Below are 21,890 nucleotides of genomic sequence, written 5' to 3' on the forward strand. Positions count from 1 at the left end.
TTGAATTAGCAATGTTCCATTGGGCTTTAAGCAATTAGCTTAGGCTTTTGGCTGCATTTAGATGCTAAACTAGATCCTGCGATTAAGCTAGGACAACAATAACTGTTTAATGTTTTAAATGTTTTGGATAGAATATATCCAATAATAATATTAACGTTTCGAGAATTGAAATTTCTTACGAGCTTTCTTCTGACCGAATTTCTTACGTTCAACCATTCTTGGGTCTCTTGTTAATAAACCTTCTGGCTTTAAGATTAATCTGTTTTCAGCATCTAACTCACACATTGCGCGAGAAATTGCTAAACGGATTGCTTCTGCCTGTCCAGTAATACCACCACCAAAAACATTTACTTTAATATCAAAGTTACCATCGTTGCTAGTAAGCATTAACGGCTGGTTTACTTTGTACTGTAAAGTTGCTGTTGGAAAGTAAGTATTTAATTCTTTTTTGTTTATCGTGATTTTTCCTGTTCCTTGAGAAACATAAGCACGAGCCACAGCCGTTTTACGACGACCAATTTTGTGAATTACCTCCATTACTTGAATTCGTTTAAGTTAATTGTTTTTGGCTTTTGTGCACCGTGAGCATGCTCTGTACCAGAAACAACGTTTAAATTACGGAATATTGCAGCTCCTAATTTGTTTTTAGGTAACATTCCTTTTACTGATTTTTCTACTAATCTTGCTGGATCTTTTCCAAACAATTCAGTAGCTGTTAAGCTTCTTTGTCCACCTGGGTAACCAGTATGTCGAATGTACGTTTTGTCATTCCACTTGTTTCCAGTTAAGTTGACTTTTTCTGCATTGATAACAATCACGTTATCTCCACAATCAACATGCGGTGTAAAGCTTGGCTTGTGTTTTCCTCTTAATAGTTTTGCAACTTTAGAAGACAAACGCCCTAATGATTGACCTTCAGCATCTACTAAAACCCACTGCTTGTCTGCAGTCGCTTTGTTAGCTGAAATCGTTTTGTAGCTTAATGTGTCCACACTTTTAATTTTTAATTATTAAACATTCCTCTCTCAAAAAGAGTTTGCAAATTTACGATTATATATTTGATTACCAAATAGTGTGCTCTGTTATTTTTAATAACTCTGTTAATATCTTTAAGTTACTGGTTAATTTCATCCTTTTTTCAGATACACTAGGTTAATATCTCTTACTTATTTGTTAATTTCGCGCTTTTAAAACAGAAGTTATGATTTCAGTTGATGCTTTAGCGGTAGAATTTAGTGGAGAAACTTTATTTAAGGATGTGTCTTTTACTATTAATGAGAATGATAAAATAGCCTTAATGGGTAAAAATGGTGCCGGTAAATCGACCATGATGAAAATAATTGCAGGCAAGCAAAAAGCTACACGTGGTGGTGTTAGTTGTCCAAAAGACACCAAGATAGCTTATTTACCACAACACTTATTAACACAGGATGATGCTACTGTTTTTGAAGAAGCTTCTAAAGCCTTTTCTCATGTCTTTATAATGAAGGCAGAAATGGATGAATTAAATAAGCAGTTAGAAACACGGACCGATTATGAAAGTGACGACTATATGAAAATTATAGAACGTGTGTCGGACCTAGGTGAAAAGTATTATGCTTTGGAAGATGTGAATTATGATGCTGAAGTTGAAAAAGCTTTAAAAGGTCTAGGTTTTAAACAAGAAGATTTTACAAGAGCCACTAGCGAATTTTCTGGAGGTTGGCGTATGCGAATTGAATTGGCAAAAATATTATTACAAAAGCCAGACCTTATTTTATTAGATGAGCCTACTAACCATATCGATATAGAATCTGTGATTTGGCTAGAGGACTTTTTAGTAAATAAAGCTAATGCAGTCGTGGTTATTTCCCATGACCGTGCCTTTATAGATAATATTACCAACAGGACTATAGAGGTAACTATGGGTCGCATTTACGACTATAAAGCAAAGTATACACATTACTTACAGCTTCGTGAAGAGCGCAGACAAAATCAAATTAAAGCTTACCAAGAGCAACAAAAATTTATTGCCGATAATATGGCATTTATTGAGCGTTTTAAAGGAACTTACTCTAAAACCAATCAAGTAAATTCTCGAGAACGTATGTTGGAAAAACTGGAAATTATTGAAGTGGATGAAGTAGATAACTCGGCTCTTAAATTAAAATTTCCACCTGCGCAACGTTCAGGCGATTATCCGGTAACAGTAAAAGACGTGTCAAAATCTTATGGAGATCATACGGTTTTTAATGATGCAAGTATGTCTATAGCCAGAGGAGAAAAGGTATGTTTTGTAGGACGAAACGGCGAAGGAAAGTCGACCATGATTAAAGCTATTCTTGGCGAAATTGATGTAGAAGGGGAATGTACCTTAGGACATAATGTACAGGTAGGTTATTTTGCTCAAAACCAGGCAGCACTTTTGGATAACGACTTAACAGTTTTCCAGACGATTGATGATGTGGCTAAAGGCGATATTAGAACTCAGGTAAAAAATGTCTTGGGACGCTTTATGTTTAAAGGCGATGATATAGATAAAAAAGTAGGGGTCCTGTCTGGTGGTGAAAAAACCAGACTGGCAATGGTAAAATTATTACTGGAGCCTGTTAACGTATTGATTCTCGATGAACCTACCAATCACTTAGATTTAAAGTCTAAAGATGTATTGAAGGAAGCGCTTTTAGAATTTGATGGAACTCTAATTCTTGTTTCTCACGATAGAGATTTCTTACAAGGTTTAGCTAATAAGGTTTTTGAGTTTAAAAATCAACGTGTTATAGAGCATTTTGAAACGATTGATGCTTTCTTAGAGCGAAATAAAATTGAAACGATTAAGGATTTAGATCTATAGTGGAGTTTGGATTGTTGGGATTTCTCCTATTGTCGAAATGACTATTCTTTAAACCTAGTCCGAAGGTTTAAGATAAACTTGGTAAAAATTAGGTCTCGACTGCGCTCGACCAGACAAAAGTATATTTATTTTTAAACGATTATAAATTGTCTCCTCGAGCGCAGTCGAGAGGTTTGTGTTGGATTTAATTGTTACTCAAATCTCGCGTTAGTGATGGAGCGTTTGTTTGAGCTCTTTAAATGTGGCAGCGTATAAGCCACATTTTAAAGCGAGTCGCGAGAGCACGACCTGAAAGGGAACGCCCAAAAAAGACTAATAACTAAGGGTTTACGTTAAATGTCTTAATTAAGATTAGTTTTTTGCTTAATTTTGCAGCGCTATGCAAGAATTACAATTATCAGATTGGTTACCTACCACAAACAAAGAGGTTAAAATACGCGGTTGGCAGGAGCTGGACGTTATACTTTTTAGTGGCGATGCCTATGTAGATCATCCATCTTTTGGACCTGCAGTTATTGGTCGTATTTTAGAAAGTTATGGCTTGCGAGTGGCAATTGTACCGCAACCAAATGTTAACGATAATTTACAGGATTTTGTAAAGTTAGGACGTCCTAAATTATTTTTTGGGATTACGGCTGGTTGTATGGACTCTATGTTGAGCAATTACAACGCTAATAAAAAGCGTAGAGATAAAGATGCTTATACGCCAAATGGCGATATTGGTTTTAGACCCGATTATGCTACAACCGTTTACAGTAAAATTTTAAAGGAGAAATTTCCTGATGTACCCATTTTAATTGGTGGGATTGAGGCGTCTTTACGTCGAGTAACTCATTACGATTATTGGAGTGACCAGTTAATGCCAAGTATTCTGGAAACTAGTGGTGCCGATATGTTGGTGTATGGTATGGGCGAGCAGCCACTACGTGAAGTGGTGCGTTTGTTACAAAAAGGCGTGCCTTTTTCGAGTATAAATACCATTAACCAGACTGCTGTTTTATTAGATGAAGGAGAAAAAATTCCGAAAAACAGTAATTGGGAAGATGTAGAAATAGCTTCTCATACCGTTTGTTTAAACGATAAGAAAGCTTACGCAAGTAACTTTAAAGTAATTGAACAGGAAAGTAATAAACTGGCTGCAAGACGAATTTTTCAGAAAATTGGCAATAAAACATTGATGATTAATCCGCCATATCCAACTATGACGGAAAGTGAGATTGATGCGTCTTTCGACTTACCTTATACACGCTTACCACATCCAAAATATAACAAGCGCGGACCTATACCTGCGTTTGAGATGATTAAGTTTTCTATTAATATTCACCGTGGTTGTTTTGGAGGTTGTAGTTTTTGTACTATTTCTGCACACCAAGGTAAATTTATAGCGTCCCGTAGTCAAGAATCTATTTTAAAAGAAGTAGATACCGTTGCAAATATGCCCGATTTTAAAGGCTATTTAAGTGATATTGGTGGCCCAAGTGCGAATATGTACCAGATGAAAGGAAAAGTACAAGCGATATGCGATAAGTGCGTGGCGCCAAGTTGTATTTCGCCCGTAATTTGTAGTAATCTGGATACCTCACACAAACCGTTAACCGATTTATACCAAGCGGTGGATAAACATCCTAAGGTTAAAAAATCGTTTATTGGTTCTGGAATACGCCATGATATGTTGGTGCCAGAATTTAATAAAAATGCCGATCCTAAAGAATTAGATGCGTACACAGAAGAAGTGATGACCAACCATGTTTCTGGACGATTAAAAGTAGCGCCAGAGCATACTAGTGATCCTGTTTTAAAGTTAATGCGTAAACCATCATTTTCATACTTTCATAAATTCAAGGAGCGTTTTGACAAGATAAACATTAAGAATAAGTTGAATCTTCAGTTAATTCCTTATTTTATTTCAAATCATCCGGCATGTGAAGTAGAAGATATGGCAAATCTAGCTGCCGAAACTAAAGATTTAGGATTTCAGTTAGAACAAGTGCAAGGTTTTACTCCAACACCAATGACTGTGGCTACCGTAATTTACTACAGTGGTTACCATCCATATACTCTTAAAAAGGTAAATACACCAAAAACCAGAAAGGAAAAAGATGAACAACACCGTTTTTTCTTTTGGTATAAAGATGAAAATAAAGCCTGGATTACTAAAACACTAAATCGTTTAGGTAAAACCGATTTGTTACAACGCTTACTTCCAGAAGGCGATAAGCCTAGTGCTAAAAATTGGCGTAAAAATAAGCCAGGAAAAACAAAAGATACTTATAACGATGCGGTTCCGTTTAATAAACGCAAAACTAAAGCGACTTTTAAGCCTAAAGGCGAAAGTGAAGCTGCTACAAACGTGAGGTCTAAAAAGAAATTTAAGAAGAAAAAGCGCTAATTTTTATCTGTTTTATAAATGAAAAAAACACTACAGTTAGGAAGTGCTTTTTTATTTGTAAGCATGGTAATAGTTAATAATTTCTCTATATTTAAAATTAAACCTAATGTTAACTCCAAAAAAAAGGAGTAATACAAGAATAATAAAAAGAACTATTATTATCTAATTTACTTTTTTCTCATCGGTTTTCTATTTTGAAAATATAGTTCTTTTCACCAAGCACCTTTGTTTCAATTAAACACTTTAATTTTAACTTGTTTTTTGAAGCAATAGATTTAATTTTTGAAATTTCACAGTCTTGAGATAAAATCATTATTATCTCTTGTTTTAAAGAAATATTTAATTGAGAAAAAAGAGATTCAAAATATTCAAAATTTTCACCACAAAACCAAGCACGTTCTTTATCGTTTTTTGGTGTCATGGGATAATAAGGAGGATTTATTATAATATAATCGAAATTTTTTGACTCTATTTTTTCAAATAAATTAGAGTGAATAATTTTTAAGTTAATATTATTTTTTTTTGATGCTTTTTTTAAAGCTTCAAGAGCAATAAGGTTAATGTCTGAAGCTACTACATTTGCGCCTTTAGATGCTGCAAACAGAGAAATAATCCCTGAACCACAACCTAATTCTAATACGTTCTTATGGTTTAGGTTAAGAGGTTTTATGTAATTTAAAAGTAGCTTAGTTGATATGGTGAATTTTGGTGAAAACACTTCTGGATGAACCAAAATAGTTATGTTCTGGTAAGAAAATTTACGTGGTTTTCTATAGTAGTAATCAAAACAAAACTTCAAAAAAGGATTAGATATTTTTTTTAATAGTTTACGCATTATTTATTCCGAATAAAATCCTTCTAATTCTGGCTGGCGATATTTCCAAATCTTATGAAGTGCTTTAATTTCGTAAGGGTATTTATACCAACCGTTTTTAAAACGATAACCAGATAGTAATTTAAGTAATTGTTTTTTATAGCCTTTTATTCTAAAGTCTGATGCGGTTGGATAATATCCATTTAAAACAGTTTCGAAATTTTGAATTTTATCTATCATATAGGGTTTTAACCAAGGCGTCAAAGGATTCTTTCTTAAATCAAATTTTTCCCAGCTAGGAGCAATCCATTCTTCTAATGTTTCGGGAAAACTAAAACCCGCATCTAAAATTTGTTGATAAAGTTCAGAACCTTCTGTTGGAACAGGACTGTATAAATAGATGATAACTTCAGCATCTGGATTTAAGGCTTTTATTTCTTTTATAAAATTAATGTCCCATAGAATATTATTGTATACTTCATTTTCAGTTTCTGCGGGCATACCTAATACAAACGAAAGTTCAGGAATTATATCTGCTTTTTTCATGCGCAATACAAAGTCTTTAATCATTTGTCCAGACTGTGTTCCGCCTTTATTCATTTGCTTTAAAACCTTGTCGTTTCCAGTTTCGGCACCTAAAAAAATCATACGACAACCTGCATTACGCATCAATTTTAAATCGTTGTCACTATATTTATTTAAAGTGTCAATTCGTCCTTCACCCCACCATTCTATATTATCATTTAAAACAAGCTCTGAAAATTCTAAGACACGTTTTTTAGACGTAAAAAAATTATTGTCGTGAAACTCTATAGCATCTACATTATATTTTTCTTTAAAAAAACGTAAATCATTATAAATGGTGTTTGCAGATTTTGCTTTCCATTTAGCATTGTAAATGGGTACAACTGCGCAAAAAGAGCAAGAAAAAGGGCATCCCATACTGCTATGGTAAGCAAATGTTTTTTGCCCCATAAATGTTTTAGCCAAATAGTTTTCTAAGGGATAAAATGTATTAAAATAGGTGTAGGGATAAGATGGTAAAGTGTCTTGGTCTAATAAAGCTTCTTTTACGGTTTGTGTTATTTCGCCTTTATTGTTCTTATAAATTAGATTTCTAATAAGTGATATGTTTTCGGTATTTTTACCTTCTAAATGATCTATTAATTTAGGGAATGTGACATCTCCTGGACCATTTACAATATAGTCTATATAACCAGACTCTAAACAAGCTTTGTATTGATTAGAAGCAAAGTAGCCACCCCAAATAGTGACGCTTTCTGGATATAAAGATTTTATGTTTTTAGCATAAGGAATAGCCTGTTTTAATTGCGGTCCAGGCATTACGGTTGAACAAAAGTATTTAAACTCTCCAGTTTTAAAATAATTGTTTATGGTTTCCCAGGGGTTAGATTCCATATTGCCATCTACAAAAACATAATTATACTTCCCATGTATAGAAGCGCCGACTTGCAGAATACTATTTGGTAAACGATGTTTACCATTGGCGCTTTTAGGGTTAAAAATAATTATTTTGTTAGCCATTATTTTTGGATTGTTTTTGTTTTTTTGCGGTAAAAATATACGTTTCTAACTCACCTGAATTTATTTTAATAGCCTTGTTTTTAAACTTAAAATAAAAATACAAAAATAGATATCTCAAATTTAAAGACTTTAAGTATTTACTTTTTTTAGAATAGTTTAAGCTACGTGCTTCTAGTGTGTCTATTTTGATACTTGTATTATCACAATTATTTTTAGTAATCTGATTAGTATTTATATGATTAAAGCCATTTTTTTTTAGGGCATAAATCCATTTGTTGAGAGTTGCAGATGGTTCAGCTTGAATTATTCCAAAGTGTTTTGAAGCTAAGCTATTAGTTTTCTTTATGGTTTCTTTTTTTGTGCGTTCGTTCCATAATGTTTCATTAAAAATAAAAACACCTTCATGTTTTAGAATTCTAAAACATTCTTTTAAAATACGATGAAAAGAATCAAAGTCTTGAATGGCTAAAACAGATTCACAAATAATAACATCGAAGTAATTATTTTTGAAATGAGCGTTGTAAATAGTTGTGTGTTTAAAGTTACAGTTAGTTAGATTAAGTTTTTCTTTTCTTTTATTAGAAAAATTAATCATGTCTAAAGACGTATCAACTCCTGTGTAAAATAAATTATCGTACTTGGAAAGTATGGCTGCAGTATGTCCTGTACCACAACCTACTTCTAAAATAGTTTTATTTGTTAAGTTTTTTGGAAGCTTTTCTAATAGTAAGTAGGTGCCTTTTTGACCATAAGGATGTTGATGAGTTCTACCTGTTTTTGCTATATATTTTAAATAGTCCATTAAATTTGTTATAACGCACTGCAACATCTGCTACAGGCAGGAAATAACCCGTTAGATGTTTTTAAATCAGTTCTTAATTTTTTTAAAATAGAACCATTCCATATAGATTTCAAATTTTCTGTATACAAGTTTCCAAGGGTTAAATTATAACATCTACCATGGGAAGGAATTACAGACCCATCAGATTTTACCATTATATTGGTAAAAACATCATTACAGCTTTTTCCAATTATTTGTTGTGGTTTATTATAAAATTCATTTAATTTTTCTTTTGAAGTAATTTCTGGTGAAAACGTTACAGGAAATTGATAAGATAATTGATTAATTAAATCAATTTCATTCCAAAGTTTATCTAGATTAAAATTGTTTATATTAATCTCATCCATATTTGAAGCGGTCGCATGGTAATGCTTTCCCCATAAAATATTATGAAAATCTGCCACATGTTGAGGTGTAAAATTGGTATGCATAAACCCAACTTGTTGTAAAGGATAATTTTTAAAAAAATTTAAAAAATCCTGTAAATACCCAATATTCCACTCTGTTATAACACAAAAAATAGAGATTTTAGCGTTTGGTTTGATTTCTAATAACTGCTCAATGCCTTCTACAGCTTTCTGAAAAGATTTTTTATGACCTCTAATGTCATTGTGTATATCTTGCGGGCCATCCAAAGAAATAAATACTTCAGTATTATTTTTAGCAAGAAATGACGCCTTTTGTTTTAATGTTAGTGCATTAGTGGTTATTGATGTAGAGATTCCTTTTTGTTTTGCGTATGTTAAAGATTCTTCTAAATGAGGATAAACTAATGGCTCTGTAAAAGCATAACCTAATTTTGCATTTGGATAAAATTCTGCAGTTTGATCTATAATTTTTTTTATAAGCTCTAAAGGCATATTAATAGGATGACTACCTACTAAATTTTGCGCAAAATTACTTTCTAAGTTTTTTGTTCCAACATCGCACATTTTGCAGTGTAAATTGCAAACGTTATTAACACCTAAAACGATCCATTCTGGTGAGAAAAAGTATTTGTTAGGGAGTGTTTTTTTGTTAAGCTTTTTAAGTAATTGAGCAATCATGTAAAAATGAATTTCTTTTCAATAATACTAAAATTAGCAACTGCGCAGTTGTTCCGCCTACTAATGCACCAATAATATCAAAATTATTATTAAGTAATAGAATACTTGTTATTGTATTTATAACAACACCATAAAACAAATATAGTACAACTGTTTTTTCTTTTCCCTTTTTGAATAACATTAAAATATCAATACCATAAGCAAAACATGGTAAAATATAAAAGAAAGCGATTAAGTAAAAATAAAGTGAATAGCTAGTGTTTAAAAAATAAGTTGCCACATAATAAACAATAACAATGCAAAATATAGAAACAATAAGTCCGCAAAGAAAAAGTAGTTTTTTAATTTTTAGAATGGTTTTCCGCTTGATTCTATATATGTTTTTTACAAAAGGGATAAAAATATATGCAGATAAAGACATAGTGAATACTAACAAACTGTTTATTATTTGGTAGTTAGACAACGTTTTTTTGTTTAAAAACATATCCACGATATAGAGATCTATTTTATTGGTTAAAAACCCAAGAATGGATAGTAGAAAAAACCAAAAACTAATTTTAAAATACTTAAAATTAATACTAATCTTTTTAAGATTTATATACTTGTAAAATATGGAGAAATAACTTAGGCCTTTACATAATTGATAAATACTATAACTAACAATTAAAATATAAATATTGAAATTCGATCTATATAAAATAAAAGCTAAAACTAATAACGTAAAAAAGAGAACTTCTATAATAATCGAATAAGAGAACTTCTTCTCATAAATTAAAATCGTTTCAAAAGAATGACTTAAAAATTGCCCCAAGCTCCAGATAAAAATATAACCAATAAGCCAAGCGTCAAAAAACAAAAAGCCAATAGCAGATAAAATTAGTGTAAGCGGCAGTCGCGTAAAAAAAACAGAACTAAAGGTGTTAATTATTTTATTGGGTTTTTTACTAAATGTTCTTAATAAGTACTCTTTATTTCCAAAATTAATTAGTTGACTTATTATTAATACAAACAATAAATAAGTAACAAATTCTCCCCAAACCTCTTTTTTTGAATAATAAATTACTATAAATGGTATTGTAATTGAAAAAACGGAGGTTAATACTTGCCTTACTGTGTTTAAGCCAATCGCTTTTATTTTTCTTAAAACACTTAGGTTTAGCTTCAATTAATTTTACTTTTAAATATAAAATATGAGGTTTACAAAATATTCTTTATCAAAAGTAAAATATTATTACCTTAGTTTGCTACTAATGAGCTTTAAAGTTGAATTAACTTATAAATGAAAACTGTTTTTTTAGATAGAGATGGCGTTATTAATAAGGATAATGGTTACGTTTTTGAAATAGACAATTTTGAATTTATAGATGGCGTATTTGACAGTTTTAGGTATTTACAAAGAAAAGGCTACAACTTAATAATAGTAACCAACCAGTCTGGCATAGGAAGAGGTCGTTATACACTTGAAGATTTTAATATTTTAAATAATTGGATGTTGCAGGAGTTTCAAAAGAAAGGCGTTACAAATATAGACGTGTTTTTTTGCCCTCATAAACCTGAAGATAACTGTAAGTGTAGAAAACCAAATACAGGAATGTTTGAAGCTGCTAGTCTTAAATACAAAATAGATAACAACTCTTCTTGGATGATTGGTGATAAAGACATTGATATAGAAGCTGCGCTAAATTTTGGCATAAAAAACACTATTTTGGTAAAAAGTATTCATAAAGCAGAAAACTCTGAAAATTCTGCAAAATTTGTAATTCCATCAATAAAAACCATTAGCAACTATATAAAATAATGGAAGAATCCTTTAATAATAAAACCATATTAATTACTGGAGGCGCTGGCTTTATTGGCTCTAATTTGGCGTTTTATTTTCAAAACAATTATCCGTCTTCTATAATTGTAGTTTTTGATATTTTTAGAAACGGACAAACTTTTGCAAATGGGAATTTAAAATCTTTTGGACATTACAAAAATTTAATAGGCTTTAAAGGGGTCATATTATGTGGTGACATTACTAACGATGAAGATTTAAAGCAATTAGACGCTTTTAAATTTGATTATATTTTTCATAAAGCAGCCATTTCAGACACACGTATTTACGACCAAGAAATGATCTTTAGAACTAACGTAAATAGTTTTCATAAGCTTTTAAAAATGGCTAGACTTAATAATGCTAAAGTTGTCTACGCTAGTTCTGCATCTACATATGGTTCAAGTCTTGCTCCTCAAAAAATTGGAGACGACCAACCAGAAAGTCCTTATGGTTTTTCTAAATATAATATGGATATTATTGCAAAAAACCACATGAAGGCATTTCCAAATATTCATATTGTAGGACTAAAGTATTTTAACGTTTACGGACCTAAAGAATTCTTTAAAAACAAAACGGCATCTATGGTTATGCAGTTAGGGCACCAAATACTAGCAAATAAAAACCCACAACTTTTTAAAGGTTCTCAAAATATAAAAAGAGATTTTGTTTATATTAAAGATGTAATTTGGTCTAACGTATTAGCAGCTAAAACACATAAAAGTGGTATTTTTAATATTGGTTTTGGAGATAGCAGAAGCTTTTTAGATATAGCCAATATTTTATGTAAAGAATTAAATAGTAACTTAAGTATTGCGTATTTTGATAATCCATATTTAAACTATCAACTACATACAAAAGCCGATATTAGTTTGAGTGCAAAACACTTAAGTTATTTTCCTAAATATTCATTAGAACAAGGCATAAAAGATTTTATCCCGTATATTGAAAAATCATTTAATTGGAATAATGAGTAACCAGATATTAGTTGTTGGAGATATTATTATAGATAGTTACTTGGTAGGAAGTGCAGAACGTATTTCTCCAGAAGCACCAGTGCCTATTATTAATATAAACAATGAAAAATTAGCTCTTGGAGGCGCAGGTAACGTTGTTAATAACCTATTGGCATTTGGTGCTAAAGTAGATTTGGTAAGTGTAATAGGTAATTGTATTAATGCTTCAGTATTATTGAATTTGCTTAAAGAAAAAAATATAAGCACAAAATTTTTAATTGAAGAAAAAGAACGAATTGCTTCAAAAAAAACAAGAATATTATCTTCAAACCAACAAATCTTGCGTTACGACCAAGAGATTATAAAAGATATATCAACAGATTCTTCAAATAAACTATTAGAGTTATTAGAAAAAAATTTAAGTGATTATAAAATTGTAGTGATTTCCGATTATGGTAAAGGTATCATGACAAAGAATTTAACAAGCCAACTAATAAAACTAGCGAACCATAAAGGCGTTAAAGTATTAGTAGACCCAAAAGGAATAGACTACTCCAAGTACACTGGGGCCTATTTATTAACTCCTAATAAAAAAGAAGCGAGTTTAGCTATCAATTTAAAAATAGACGATAATAACTTGTTAGACGCTAGTCGTAAACTAAAAAATGATTATCAGTTAACGTATTCTATAATCACATTAAGCCACAAAGGGATTGCTGTTTTTAAAAACAATTTAAAAATTTTACCCACTAGTGCTAAAGAAGTTTACGATGTAACAGGTGCAGGAGACACTGTAATTGCGGCTTTAGCATATATGTTATCTCTAAATAAAACAGTTGAAGAGGCCGTTAAATTTGCAAACATTGCGGCTAGTATTGTAGTAGCAAAAATTGGAGTAGCAACTGCTTCATTAGAGGAAATATATCCTAAGGAACATAATATTAAATCATTAGAAGACATTAAAGACATTATTAATAGTCTGAAAAAAAAACATCAAAAAATTGTTTTTACCAATGGTTGTTTTGATATTCTTCATTTAGGTCATATCAAATATTTAGAAGAAGCTAAACGCTTAGGAGATGTGTTAATAGTAGGTGTAAATACCGATATGTCGGTAAAAAAACTTAAAGGATCTAATCGTCCTATAAATTCTGAATTAGACAGAGTTTATCTTATTAACGCCTTAAAAGCTGTAGATTACGCTATTTTGTTTAATGAAGAAACCCCTTATGAGTTAATAAAATGTATTGAGCCAGATGTTTTAGTTAAAGGAGCAGATTATAAAACTGAAGACGTCATAGGAAGTGACTTGGTTAAATCGGTTCACTTAATTGATTTAGTTGAAGGTAAGAGTACCACAAAACTAATTAGCAAAATAAACAATGATTACTAAAAATTTAGAAGCACATATTCAAACACTTGAGCAAACCATAAATGCTAATAAGAGTAATATGGAACTAATTGCAAATACTTGTATTAAACGTTTAGAAATTGGAGGTAAAATTATTATTTTAGGAAATGGTGGTAGTGCTGCAGATGCACAACACATGGCAGCGGAATTAGTTGGTAATTTTAGTAATAAAAAGAGGCAACCTTTAGCAGCTATTGCTCTAACAACAGACACTTCTGTATTAACGTCAATTTGTAATGATTATTCTTTTGAAGATGTTTTCTCTCGTCAAATTAATGCGTTAGCATCACCAAAAGATGTCGTTATTGGTATAACTACAAGCGGTAAAAGTGCAAACGTTTTAAAAGCACTTAAATTAGCTAAAGAAAAAAAATGCTTTGTAGTAGGGCTAAGTGGTAAATCGGTAGATGAAATTAGTTCTGTTTGCGATATAAATATTGCTGTTAGCTCTTTTCAAACATCAAGAATACAAGAGGTACATTTATTTATAGAACATAGTATTTGTGAGTTAATAGACAACCATTTTGTAAGTAAGCTTTAAGCTAAATTTTTAAATTATACTCATATATTTACGACTAAACTATCTAAAATTTGAATTACAAGGCTTTAATATTTGTAGATGGTTTGTTTTTACCTATATACAAGGTTTGTAATGCATTAAAACCAATTAAAACGTCTTCAGCCAAAACAAATCATTTTGTTGTGATTAAGTTATTTGGTATTGGTAGCATAACTAGGATAGCTCATGTTACAAAATCTATAAATATTCCTAATAAAAAAATAACGTTTATAACGCTACACCAAAATAAAGCAATTATCGATTTATTAGATTTAAATGCGGTCTACATAAAATCTAATAATCCATTTGCTATTATTGGGACGCTATTAGCAACTATATTAAATGTTTGGAGGCGTAAAAATACCTCAATATTAGATATGGAACGCGTGTCTAACTTATCTGGGTTATTTAGACTACTAATTGGTATAGGGAAACCTTGTAGTTCCTTTTGTTTTGAAACTAAAGTTAATACGACATCTCGGCAAAATTCTGTATCGTTACTTAATAAACCAGCCACACATGCTATTGCAGAATTGTTTGGTAAAACCTATACGTACAAACCCAATGAAGCGTTACTTACAAATAAATCTAATAAAATAGCAGTAAATATAAATGCGGGTAACTATCTTGAAGAACGTAAATTTCCTGTCCATAAATTTACGTCATTAATAACATCTTTATATGATAAACATCCAAGCTGGCATTTTTATTTAACAGGCGCAAATTCAGAACTTACTTACGTTAGATATTTTGAACAAGAATTAATAAAAAAAGGGATACCAAAACAACAACTTACAATTTTAGCGGGGCAACATAATTTAAAAGACTTTGTAAATCATTTAAGACAAGTAAAATTATTTATTACAAACGATTCTGGACCTTTGCATATCTCTTATTTTTTTAATGTAAAAACTATTGGTATTTGGGGACCAACTTCAGCTAAATTAGTTGGTTATAAAGACAGTGAATTAATGCTTAATTTAAATCCAGACTTATGGTGTTCTCCTTGTTTTGTTCACCCCAAATCTAAGGTTGCAGTAGTTTGTAATCATAACATAGACTGTTTAAGTAAAAGAAATACAGATGGTATGGCTACTAAAATTAGTAAATTTGCTCATACTTAAATTTGAAACTTCAATTAATGCATCAATCCAAACGTATTTTATTTTTAAACCCACCAGGTCAAAAAATTTATATTAGGGATTATTATTGTTCAAAAGTATCTAAAGCTTACTATTTACCTCAGCCTGTAGATTTATTAATGCAAACCTCTTTTTTTAATGCTCCAGAATATAACCTATTAGTTATAGACTGTATTGCAGAAAAACTCTCTGTTGAAAAGTCTTTAGAACGTATTATAAATTTTAAGCCAGATTATATAATAGGTTTAATGGGATCTGTTTCTTTAACCGAAGATGTTTCGTTTTATAAATTAGTAAAAAAACAACTAAAGCATGCTGTTATTGCGTGTTCTGGCGATGCACTATTAGACAAATATGATAAAAAATTAGCCGATAATTTATGGTTAGATGCAATTATTACCAACTTTTATAAAGATGGTTTTAAGCAATTTATAGAAAAAAGTACTGCTATTGAAGGTCTTGTTTATCGAGATCGTTTTAATAAAACAATAACACATCAAAGTAAACGCTCAAAACCTTTAGATGTAAAGCCTCCAAAACAAAACTTATTTAAAGGTAATTATAGAATGCCATTTGCAAACGCTTTTCCTATGGCAACGGTTTTAACTAATTATGCCTGTCCTTATCCCTGCACATTCTGTATAATGTCTACCTTGCCTTATGCAACTAGAACGTCACATTCAATAATAGAAGAACTAAAAACTTTAAAAGCGCAAGGTTATAAATTTATATATTTTTCCGATCAAACTTTTTTCCAGTCAAAAGCCATAACAAATGATGTGTTAAATTGGATGATAAAAAGTAATTATGGACTAACTTGGATGTGTTTTTCTCGCGTAGATGTTTTAAAAGAAAAGGAATTGTTGTTAATGAAAAAAGCGGGTTGTAGTTTAATTATGTTTGGGGTGGAATGGGCAGAAGATAATATGCTTGTTCATTACAAAAAAAATTATACCACACAACACGTTATAGACACTTTTGCTTTGTCAAAAAAAATAGGGATTAAACGTTTAGGGACATTTTTAATTGGTGTGCCAGGACAATCTAAAGCTTCCATTTTAAACACTATAGCATTTGCTAAAAAAATAGATGCAGATTATGCGTCTTTTAATGTTGCTGTTCCTAGAAGTAATACGTCGTTTAGGGAAGAGGCTTTAAACAAAGGATTAATAGATGACGCTCTGCAAGTAATGGATCAATCTGGGAACCAAGTTACTATGGGTACAGGCGTTTTGAGCAGAGAAGAATTACAACATCTAAAAAATAACGCTTATATCTCATTTTACTTACGACCTAAATACCTTTGGAATAGAATAAAATCTTTAAATAATTGGATGGAGTTTAAAATTCATGTAAAAGAAGGGTTTTATATGTTTAAATCATTTTTAAATTAATGTATGGGCACAAATAGTTATTCATTTTTAAGCTATAAATCAGCAGTTTGGATAATTGTTTTTTTGATGATGCTATTAATTTTTACAATCATACTTTATCTAAATTTTCCATCGGGATTTAATCAAGGCATTTATCATTATCAAGGTTTAGTTTTAAAAAATGGTGGTTTGCCATATATAGATTTTGTTGAAAAAAAAGGGCCAATGGGCTTATTAACCTATTCGCTCGCGTCCCTTTTTTTTGGGGAAACTATAATGGCGTACCGTTTTTTTGATTTAATTATTTTATCACTAACAGCATTTTCTTTGTTTCGTTTATCAAGATTAAATCACTCCAAAATAATAAGTTTTTTAATAGGTGTGGTTTGGTTACGCCATGTGATAATTGATGGGCCAGGTAATACGGGAGATGTAACCAATATTATTACATTATGTTATGTGTTTTTGTCTTACCACTTACTTAAAACTAAAAAGACAGGTTATTTCTTAATAGCAGGTATTACAATTGCTATAGCTTGCTGGGTAAAACCTACAGCATTACTTATTGGATTGCCTCTTATTTTATTTTTTTACTTTAAAAAGGTTAAGAGCATAAATACAATTGAATGGCATTATGTGCTTGAATTTTTGTTAGGAATGCTTATTCCTTCAATTATTTTTTTAATTTATTTACTTTTAACTAAAACTTTTTATGGTTTTTGGGAGTCTGTTGTTTTAGATACACTTTTTAATTACTCTGGATATGTATCTCGCTTTAGCACCAGAACATTATTTAAGACATTTTGGACGTTTTTAAATGACCCAATTTTAAGATTTGGCGGGATTTTAAGTCTATTTGTTTTTTCTAAAAACTTAGTAATTAAATTAATCGTTATTGGAGTTGGGTTAATGCTGTTTGTAGAAGGACGATTTTATCCCTATCAATACAGTATTTTATGGCCATTTTTAACATTAGGCTTTGTGGAAGGAATTATAATTTTAATTAAGAAATTATCTAAAAAAAAGGCATCTGTTTTAATCATTTTATGTTCTATTATAATTGTTTTTCCAATATTTAAAACGGGAACAGTTTTTATTAGATCAGGGTTTTTGACCAATAATTTTGATGCAGGACAAACATTTTTATTACCAGATTTTAAAGAAATGTACTATCAAAGAAAGGCTGTAGTTTCTTATTTAGAACATAAAATAAGTGTTGATGATGAGATATTTGTATTGGGTCAAGATCCTAATATTTATTTGGAGTTAGGCGTAATTACTACATGTAGATTAGCAAGAGAAGGTTTTATACTTACGGGAGAACTTACAAATAGTACACCTAAACATCTAATTTCTTGGCAAGAAGAGCTATTAGAATATATGGAAGATCAAAAGGCAGACAGAGTTATTGTACTAAAAAAACTTACCGGTTTATGGATTGATGTTTATAGCCACAGAATAAATAGTATCTTGTACGATAACTATCAATTTGAACATGAAACCGAAGGACATTTAATTTTTAAAAGAAAATAGATAAAATGAATAGGCCTTCACCAATAGTAATTTTGGCTCCTTGCTTTAATGAACAAGAAAACATTATCAATTTTCTAAATTCACTAAAAGAGGTATGTCATGTTTTAAATGGTTTATTTGAAATTGTTATAGTAAACGATGGTTCTACAGATAAGACTTCAAGTCTGTTACGTTCATTTTCTCTTAAGTCAGAAAAAATAAAGCTTACAATTATAGAGTTAGACTTCAATATTGGTCATCAACAAGCTATTTTTCAAGGACTAACTTATGCTAAATCTACAAAGGCTAATCAGTTTATTGTGTTGGATAGTGATGGACAAGATGATGTGAATTTAATTCCAAAAATGATTAAACTTAAAAACTATGATATAATACATGTTGTAAGAAAAAAAAGAAAAGAATCTTACTTTTTTAGATTTTCTTATGCTATTTATAAAATAATCTTTAAAATTATAACAGGGCAATCTATTGCTTTTGGAAATTATTGCTTAATTAATAGAACTGTTTTAAATCGAGCAACAAATGTGGGATTTGTTCATTTTCCAGCATTTCTTTCTAAATTTCCATTAAGTAAATATTATATAGAAGTCGATAGACACAAAAGAAGTCATGGAAAGTCTAAAATGAGTATGGCAGATTTATTAAATCATGCTATAAAATCTTTTATTGAGTATGCCGAACAATTACTAGTTGTTTGCTTATGGATATTTATTACGCTGCTTTTAATATTAGTCATTTTTGCCATATTTATATTATACGAAAAACTATTTACTAATAATGCTATTTCGGGTTGGGCAAGTACTGTTATTATAGGCTTGTTTAATGGGGTTTTAATTACATTAAGTTCATTTGTAATCGGGACTCAATTATTAAAGAATTCGTATAATCAAAATTTAAAAAACAAGATTTCTATTGTAAAAAATAGTGAAGACGTAACAACAAATAATTAGTGAAAAAAACGTTTAAAACGAACCTAGTAATAAAAGAATACCTAATTAAACTATGGATAGCTGTTGTTTTAGTTATAGTCGTTCTTAAAGGTATTTTGCCAGGATGGAATACTACAAATAGCGATTTTAATAATTATTATGTGGCGTCTAAGCTAGTACTTAATAAAAAACCTATTCATAAATTTTATAATAATCAATGGTTTAAAAAAGAAGCACAGGAATTAGGTATCGTTTCGGGTGCAAAGTTTTCCCCCTTTCCTCCAATAACCGCTTATGCATATGTACCACTAGCTTTTTTTGATGTCCTAACAGCTAAACGTATTTGGTTGGTAATTAATTGTATCATATTATTAATATTACCTTTTAGGATACGTCAAATAACCTCATGGAATTTTAATAGCTGCTTATTATTTATAACACTTTTTTGTACACCTATAGCTAGTTGTATAAATTCTGGGCAAATTTATTTTTTACTTGGCTTTGTTTTATTAGAAATTTTAGCTCAAAAAAATGTCGTTTCTAAACCAAAACTTGTTGGTGTGTTGTTAGGTGTTATGGCGTCTTTAAAGTACCTACCAATACTTTTTCTTGCATACAGCTTAAAACAAAAAAAGAGGGTTGTTTTTTTTCTGTTTACGCTTTTAAGTCTATTAGGTATTGTCGTTTTCTTATATTTAATAGATAATCAAATCTATACTACTTTTTTTAATCATTTTAAATCCCATTTACAAGGCGATTTATCTGGACAAGGTAAGTATGCTATTGGTTTTCAATCTTTAGATTCTCTTTTAAATAACTTATTTATTTTTCATTCTAAAGATAATTTAATTCCGCTCATAAATAGTCCAATTCTTAAAGATGTACTTAAGTTAATGTTCTACTTGTTACTGTTTATTCCGTTTCTATTTATTATTAGACAAAATAATTACAAATTAAATAACGTAGAGATTTCTATAGGATTAGTTGGTGTTTTTGTGGTTCTTCCCGCTACTGCATCATATCATTTTTTATTGCTATTACTTCCCTTAGTGTATATTTTTAAATGGTTATTAGCTTTAAAGTCTACTTTACAAATAGTTGTAATTTCACTTTTTGTTTTTATAGCTTTTAATTTACAGATGCATCATATACCAAATTTTAAAACGGCTCCAATATTTAATTTATTAATACATTATCCAAGACTATGGAGTTTATTAGTGTTATTTTTAACCTTAATTTATTTTTACTCTAAAAGCATAAATATTAAGTATGGCTAAACTTCTATTCTTACAAAATATGGACTACGAATTTGTTGGTCCAATGTATATTTCTGCAATGGTTAAATCTCATGGTCATCAATGTGAATTAGAAGTAGGTCATCATTTAAAAGATTTTCAACAGATTATTGAAACATTTCAGCCAGATATTATAGGCTTTTCAGTAATGAGTGGTAGCCATAATTGGGGGAAAAGACTGGCAAAAGAAATTAAAGAAAAATATAATATCATCACTTTATTTGGTGGTGCTCATCCAACTTTTTTTCCAGATTTTATTAGAGAAGATGGTATCGATTTTATGATTAGAGGTGAAGGTGAAGAATCTATGTTGGATATTTTAAATGCTATAGATCATAACCAAACCTTCTATGATGTGCCTAACCTGTCTTATATTGATGTTGAAGGAAAAGTGAAGCATAATTCTCTAAGAAACTTACGTAAAGATATGGATGAGTATCCTTATCCAGATCGAAAACTTTATAAAACATTAGATAAAAGTCAACAACGACAAGTAAGAAATGTTATTACTTCTAGAGGTTGCCCATTTCACTGTTCTTTTTGTTTTGAAGATGCTATGCGAGAACTTTATAAAGGTAAAGGTAAATATGTTAGAATTCGAGAAATAGATAAAGTGATTGAAGAATGTATCCAACTAAAAAACAATACGCCTGTTGAGGTTATATATTTTGCAGATGACGTTTTTGGGATGAATCGTTCTTGGTTATATGAGTTTTTAGAACGATTTAAAAAAGAAGTAAACCTGCCTTTTATTTGTTTGGTTAGAGCAGATTTGGTTGCGGCAGATAGAGCATATGCTTTTAATTTAGCAAAAGGTGGCTGCCAATCCGTATTTTTCGGAGTAGAATCTGGTAATGAAGATTTAAGAAATCAAGTATTAAAAAAACAATTAACCGATAAACAAATAGTTGAAGCAGCAAATCTTCTTCACGAAGCAGGCATAACATTTAGAACCTATAATATTTTAGGTTTGCCAGATGAAACCTTAGAAGATGCTTTTTCTACCGTAGAACTGAATATAAAAATAAAAGCCGATTACCCTTGGTGCTCTATATTTTCGCCTTTTCCAGGAACAGAATTATCGGATTATGCATTGCAAAAAGGCTATTTAAGCCCTACATTTTCGGTAGAAGAATTAGATAAATCTTTCTTTTTATCTTCTCAATTAGAATTGCCACATAAGCGAGAATTACAAAATTTACAGAAATTTTTTCAAACAGCTGTACTTTGGCCTAGAACCTTTCCAATAATTAAAAAATTAATTAAATTACCTCCAAATATTTTATTTCGTGCCTGGTTTGGTTTTATATATTTTAGAGTTTATATCCGTTCAGAAAAACGTAATTTTTGGGAAACATTAAAATTTGCAATTAAAAATTACAAACATGTTTTAGTAAAAGAGTAAGTC

Annotated in this window: 19 protein-coding genes; 12 read left to right on the forward strand and 7 right to left on the reverse strand. The window is 30.3% G+C overall.

Annotation, left to right across the window (positions count from 1 at the left end):
• Positions 1-150: 150 nt before the first annotated feature.
• On the reverse strand, positions 151-537 hold the full coding sequence (gene rpsI / locus C7H52_RS04725) for a 30S ribosomal protein S9 (RefSeq protein WP_106462732.1): 387 nt from the start codon (positions 535-537) through the stop codon (positions 151-153).
• Positions 537-992, reverse strand: a complete 456-nt coding sequence (rplM, locus tag C7H52_RS04730; RefSeq protein WP_106462733.1) for a 50S ribosomal protein L13 — start codon at positions 990-992, stop codon at positions 537-539. The genes rpsI and rplM overlap by 1 nt, the downstream gene beginning before the upstream one ends.
• A gap of 209 nt (positions 993-1,201) precedes the next feature.
• On the opposite strand from rplM, the gene C7H52_RS04735 reads away from it, so the two are divergent.
• The gene (locus C7H52_RS04735) at positions 1,202-2,833 is read left to right on the forward strand and encodes an ABC-F family ATP-binding cassette domain-containing protein (RefSeq protein ID WP_106462734.1); all 1,632 of its coding nucleotides are present in this window, start codon (positions 1,202-1,204) and stop codon (positions 2,831-2,833) included.
• Between the two features lie 379 nt (positions 2,834-3,212).
• Positions 3,213-5,222 carry a YgiQ family radical SAM protein gene (locus C7H52_RS04740; protein ID WP_106462735.1) on the forward strand — a complete coding sequence of 670 codons (2,010 nt, stop codon included), beginning with the start codon at positions 3,213-3,215 and terminating at the stop codon, positions 5,220-5,222.
• 178 nt (positions 5,223-5,400) lie between these two features.
• Here the strand turns inward: C7H52_RS04740 and C7H52_RS04745 are convergent, their stop codons facing one another.
• Genes C7H52_RS04745 through C7H52_RS13345 form a run of 5 tightly spaced genes read right to left on the reverse strand, consistent with a single transcriptional unit; the run spans position 5,401 to position 9,889 of the window.
• Positions 5,401-6,057: a methyltransferase gene (locus C7H52_RS04745; protein ID WP_106462736.1), complete on the reverse strand. Its 657-nt coding sequence runs from the start codon at positions 6,055-6,057 to the stop codon at positions 5,401-5,403.
• Between the two features lie 3 nt (positions 6,058-6,060).
• Positions 6,061-7,581 (reverse strand): B12-binding domain-containing radical SAM protein, encoded by a 1,521-nt coding sequence (locus C7H52_RS04750; protein WP_106462737.1) that lies wholly within the window; start codon positions 7,579-7,581, stop codon positions 6,061-6,063.
• The gene (locus C7H52_RS04755; protein WP_181256204.1) at positions 7,574-8,383 is read right to left on the reverse strand and encodes a class I SAM-dependent methyltransferase; all 810 of its coding nucleotides are present in this window, start codon (positions 8,381-8,383) and stop codon (positions 7,574-7,576) included. The genes C7H52_RS04750 and C7H52_RS04755 overlap by 8 nt, the downstream gene beginning before the upstream one ends.
• Before the next feature lie 8 nt (positions 8,384-8,391).
• Entirely contained in the window at positions 8,392-9,468 is a 1,077-nt protein-coding gene (locus C7H52_RS04760) for a radical SAM protein (protein ID WP_106462739.1), read from the reverse strand.
• The gene (locus tag C7H52_RS13345) at positions 9,449-9,889 is read right to left on the reverse strand and encodes a hypothetical protein (protein ID WP_146130006.1); all 441 of its coding nucleotides are present in this window, start codon (positions 9,887-9,889) and stop codon (positions 9,449-9,451) included. The genes C7H52_RS04760 and C7H52_RS13345 overlap by 20 nt, the downstream gene beginning before the upstream one ends.
• 858 nt (positions 9,890-10,747) lie before the next feature.
• Between C7H52_RS13345 and gmhB the strand changes: the two genes are divergently transcribed.
• The 10 genes from gmhB to C7H52_RS04815 all read left to right on the forward strand — a co-directional run bounded on the left by gmhB (position 10,748) and on the right by C7H52_RS04815 (position 21,887).
• Positions 10,748-11,266 carry a D-glycero-beta-D-manno-heptose 1,7-bisphosphate 7-phosphatase gene (gmhB, locus tag C7H52_RS04770; protein WP_106462741.1) on the forward strand — a complete coding sequence of 173 codons (519 nt, stop codon included), beginning with the start codon at positions 10,748-10,750 and terminating at the stop codon, positions 11,264-11,266.
• A complete protein-coding gene (gene rfaD / locus C7H52_RS04775; RefSeq protein WP_106462742.1) occupies positions 11,266-12,261 on the forward strand; it encodes an ADP-glyceromanno-heptose 6-epimerase in 996 nt (331 codons plus the stop codon). Before gmhB ends, rfaD begins: the two co-directional genes overlap by 1 nt.
• Positions 12,254-13,633 carry a D-glycero-beta-D-manno-heptose-7-phosphate kinase gene (rfaE1, locus tag C7H52_RS04780; RefSeq protein WP_106463075.1) on the forward strand — a complete coding sequence of 460 codons (1,380 nt, stop codon included), beginning with the start codon at positions 12,254-12,256 and terminating at the stop codon, positions 13,631-13,633. Before rfaD ends, rfaE1 begins: the two co-directional genes overlap by 8 nt.
• Positions 13,623-14,192, forward strand: a complete 570-nt coding sequence (locus tag C7H52_RS04785) for a D-sedoheptulose-7-phosphate isomerase (protein ID WP_106462743.1) — start codon at positions 13,623-13,625, stop codon at positions 14,190-14,192. Before rfaE1 ends, C7H52_RS04785 begins: the two co-directional genes overlap by 11 nt.
• 50 nt (positions 14,193-14,242) lie before the next feature.
• Positions 14,243-15,334: a glycosyltransferase family 9 protein gene (locus tag C7H52_RS04790; protein ID WP_106462744.1), complete on the forward strand. Its 1,092-nt coding sequence runs from the start codon at positions 14,243-14,245 to the stop codon at positions 15,332-15,334.
• A gap of 17 nt (positions 15,335-15,351) precedes the next feature.
• Entirely contained in the window at positions 15,352-16,746 is a 1,395-nt protein-coding gene (locus tag C7H52_RS04795; protein ID WP_106462745.1) for a B12-binding domain-containing radical SAM protein, read from the forward strand.
• A gap of 66 nt (positions 16,747-16,812) precedes the next feature.
• A complete protein-coding gene (locus C7H52_RS04800) occupies positions 16,813-18,258 on the forward strand; it encodes an ArnT family glycosyltransferase (protein ID WP_181256205.1) in 1,446 nt (481 codons plus the stop codon).
• Between the two features lie 5 nt (positions 18,259-18,263).
• Positions 18,264-19,208 (forward strand): glycosyltransferase, encoded by a 945-nt coding sequence (locus C7H52_RS04805; RefSeq protein ID WP_106462747.1) that lies wholly within the window; start codon positions 18,264-18,266, stop codon positions 19,206-19,208.
• On the forward strand, positions 19,208-20,464 hold the full coding sequence (locus C7H52_RS04810; protein WP_106462748.1) for a glycosyltransferase family 87 protein: 1,257 nt from the start codon (positions 19,208-19,210) through the stop codon (positions 20,462-20,464). Before C7H52_RS04805 ends, C7H52_RS04810 begins: the two co-directional genes overlap by 1 nt.
• Positions 20,457-21,887, forward strand: coding sequence for a B12-binding domain-containing radical SAM protein (locus C7H52_RS04815; RefSeq protein WP_106462749.1), 1,431 nt, complete (start codon positions 20,457-20,459; stop codon positions 21,885-21,887). The genes C7H52_RS04810 and C7H52_RS04815 overlap by 8 nt, the downstream gene beginning before the upstream one ends.
• The last annotated feature ends 3 nt before the right edge of the window (positions 21,888-21,890 follow it).

It is taken from the genome of Aurantibacter aestuarii (assembly GCF_003008425.1).
GTDB lineage: Bacteria > Bacteroidota > Bacteroidia > Flavobacteriales > Flavobacteriaceae > Aurantibacter > Aurantibacter aestuarii.

Bases quoted from the DNA above. Each gene is read 5' to 3' on its own strand.
- rpsI (WP_106462732.1), bottom strand. From the start codon at position 537: ATGGAGGTAATTCACAAAATTGGTCGTCGTAAAACGGCTGTGGCTCGT.
- C7H52_RS04735 (WP_106462734.1), top strand. From the start codon at position 1,202: ATGATTTCAGTTGATGCTTTAGCGGTAGAATTTAGTGGAGAAACTTTA.
- C7H52_RS04740 (WP_106462735.1), top strand. From the start codon at position 3,213: ATGCAAGAATTACAATTATCAGATTGGTTACCTACCACAAACAAAGAG.
- C7H52_RS04745 (WP_106462736.1), bottom strand. From the start codon at position 6,057: ATGCGTAAACTATTAAAAAAAATATCTAATCCTTTTTTGAAGTTTTGT.
- C7H52_RS04750 (WP_106462737.1), bottom strand. From the start codon at position 7,581: ATGGCTAACAAAATAATTATTTTTAACCCTAAAAGCGCCAATGGTAAA.
- C7H52_RS04755 (WP_181256204.1), bottom strand. From the start codon at position 8,383: ATGGACTATTTAAAATATATAGCAAAAACAGGTAGAACTCATCAACAT.
- C7H52_RS04760 (WP_106462739.1), bottom strand. From the start codon at position 9,468: ATGATTGCTCAATTACTTAAAAAGCTTAACAAAAAAACACTCCCTAAC.
- C7H52_RS13345 (WP_146130006.1), bottom strand. From the start codon at position 9,889: ATGTCTTTATCTGCATATATTTTTATCCCTTTTGTAAAAAACATATAT.
- gmhB (WP_106462741.1), top strand. From the start codon at position 10,748: ATGAAAACTGTTTTTTTAGATAGAGATGGCGTTATTAATAAGGATAAT.
- rfaD (WP_106462742.1), top strand. From the start codon at position 11,266: ATGGAAGAATCCTTTAATAATAAAACCATATTAATTACTGGAGGCGCT.
- rfaE1 (WP_106463075.1), top strand. From the start codon at position 12,254: ATGAGTAACCAGATATTAGTTGTTGGAGATATTATTATAGATAGTTAC.
- C7H52_RS04785 (WP_106462743.1), top strand. From the start codon at position 13,623: ATGATTACTAAAAATTTAGAAGCACATATTCAAACACTTGAGCAAACC.
- C7H52_RS04795 (WP_106462745.1), top strand. From the start codon at position 15,352: ATGCATCAATCCAAACGTATTTTATTTTTAAACCCACCAGGTCAAAAA.
- C7H52_RS04800 (WP_181256205.1), top strand. From the start codon at position 16,813: ATGATGCTATTAATTTTTACAATCATACTTTATCTAAATTTTCCATCG.
- C7H52_RS04805 (WP_106462747.1), top strand. From the start codon at position 18,264: ATGAATAGGCCTTCACCAATAGTAATTTTGGCTCCTTGCTTTAATGAA.
- C7H52_RS04815 (WP_106462749.1), top strand. From the start codon at position 20,457: ATGGCTAAACTTCTATTCTTACAAAATATGGACTACGAATTTGTTGGT.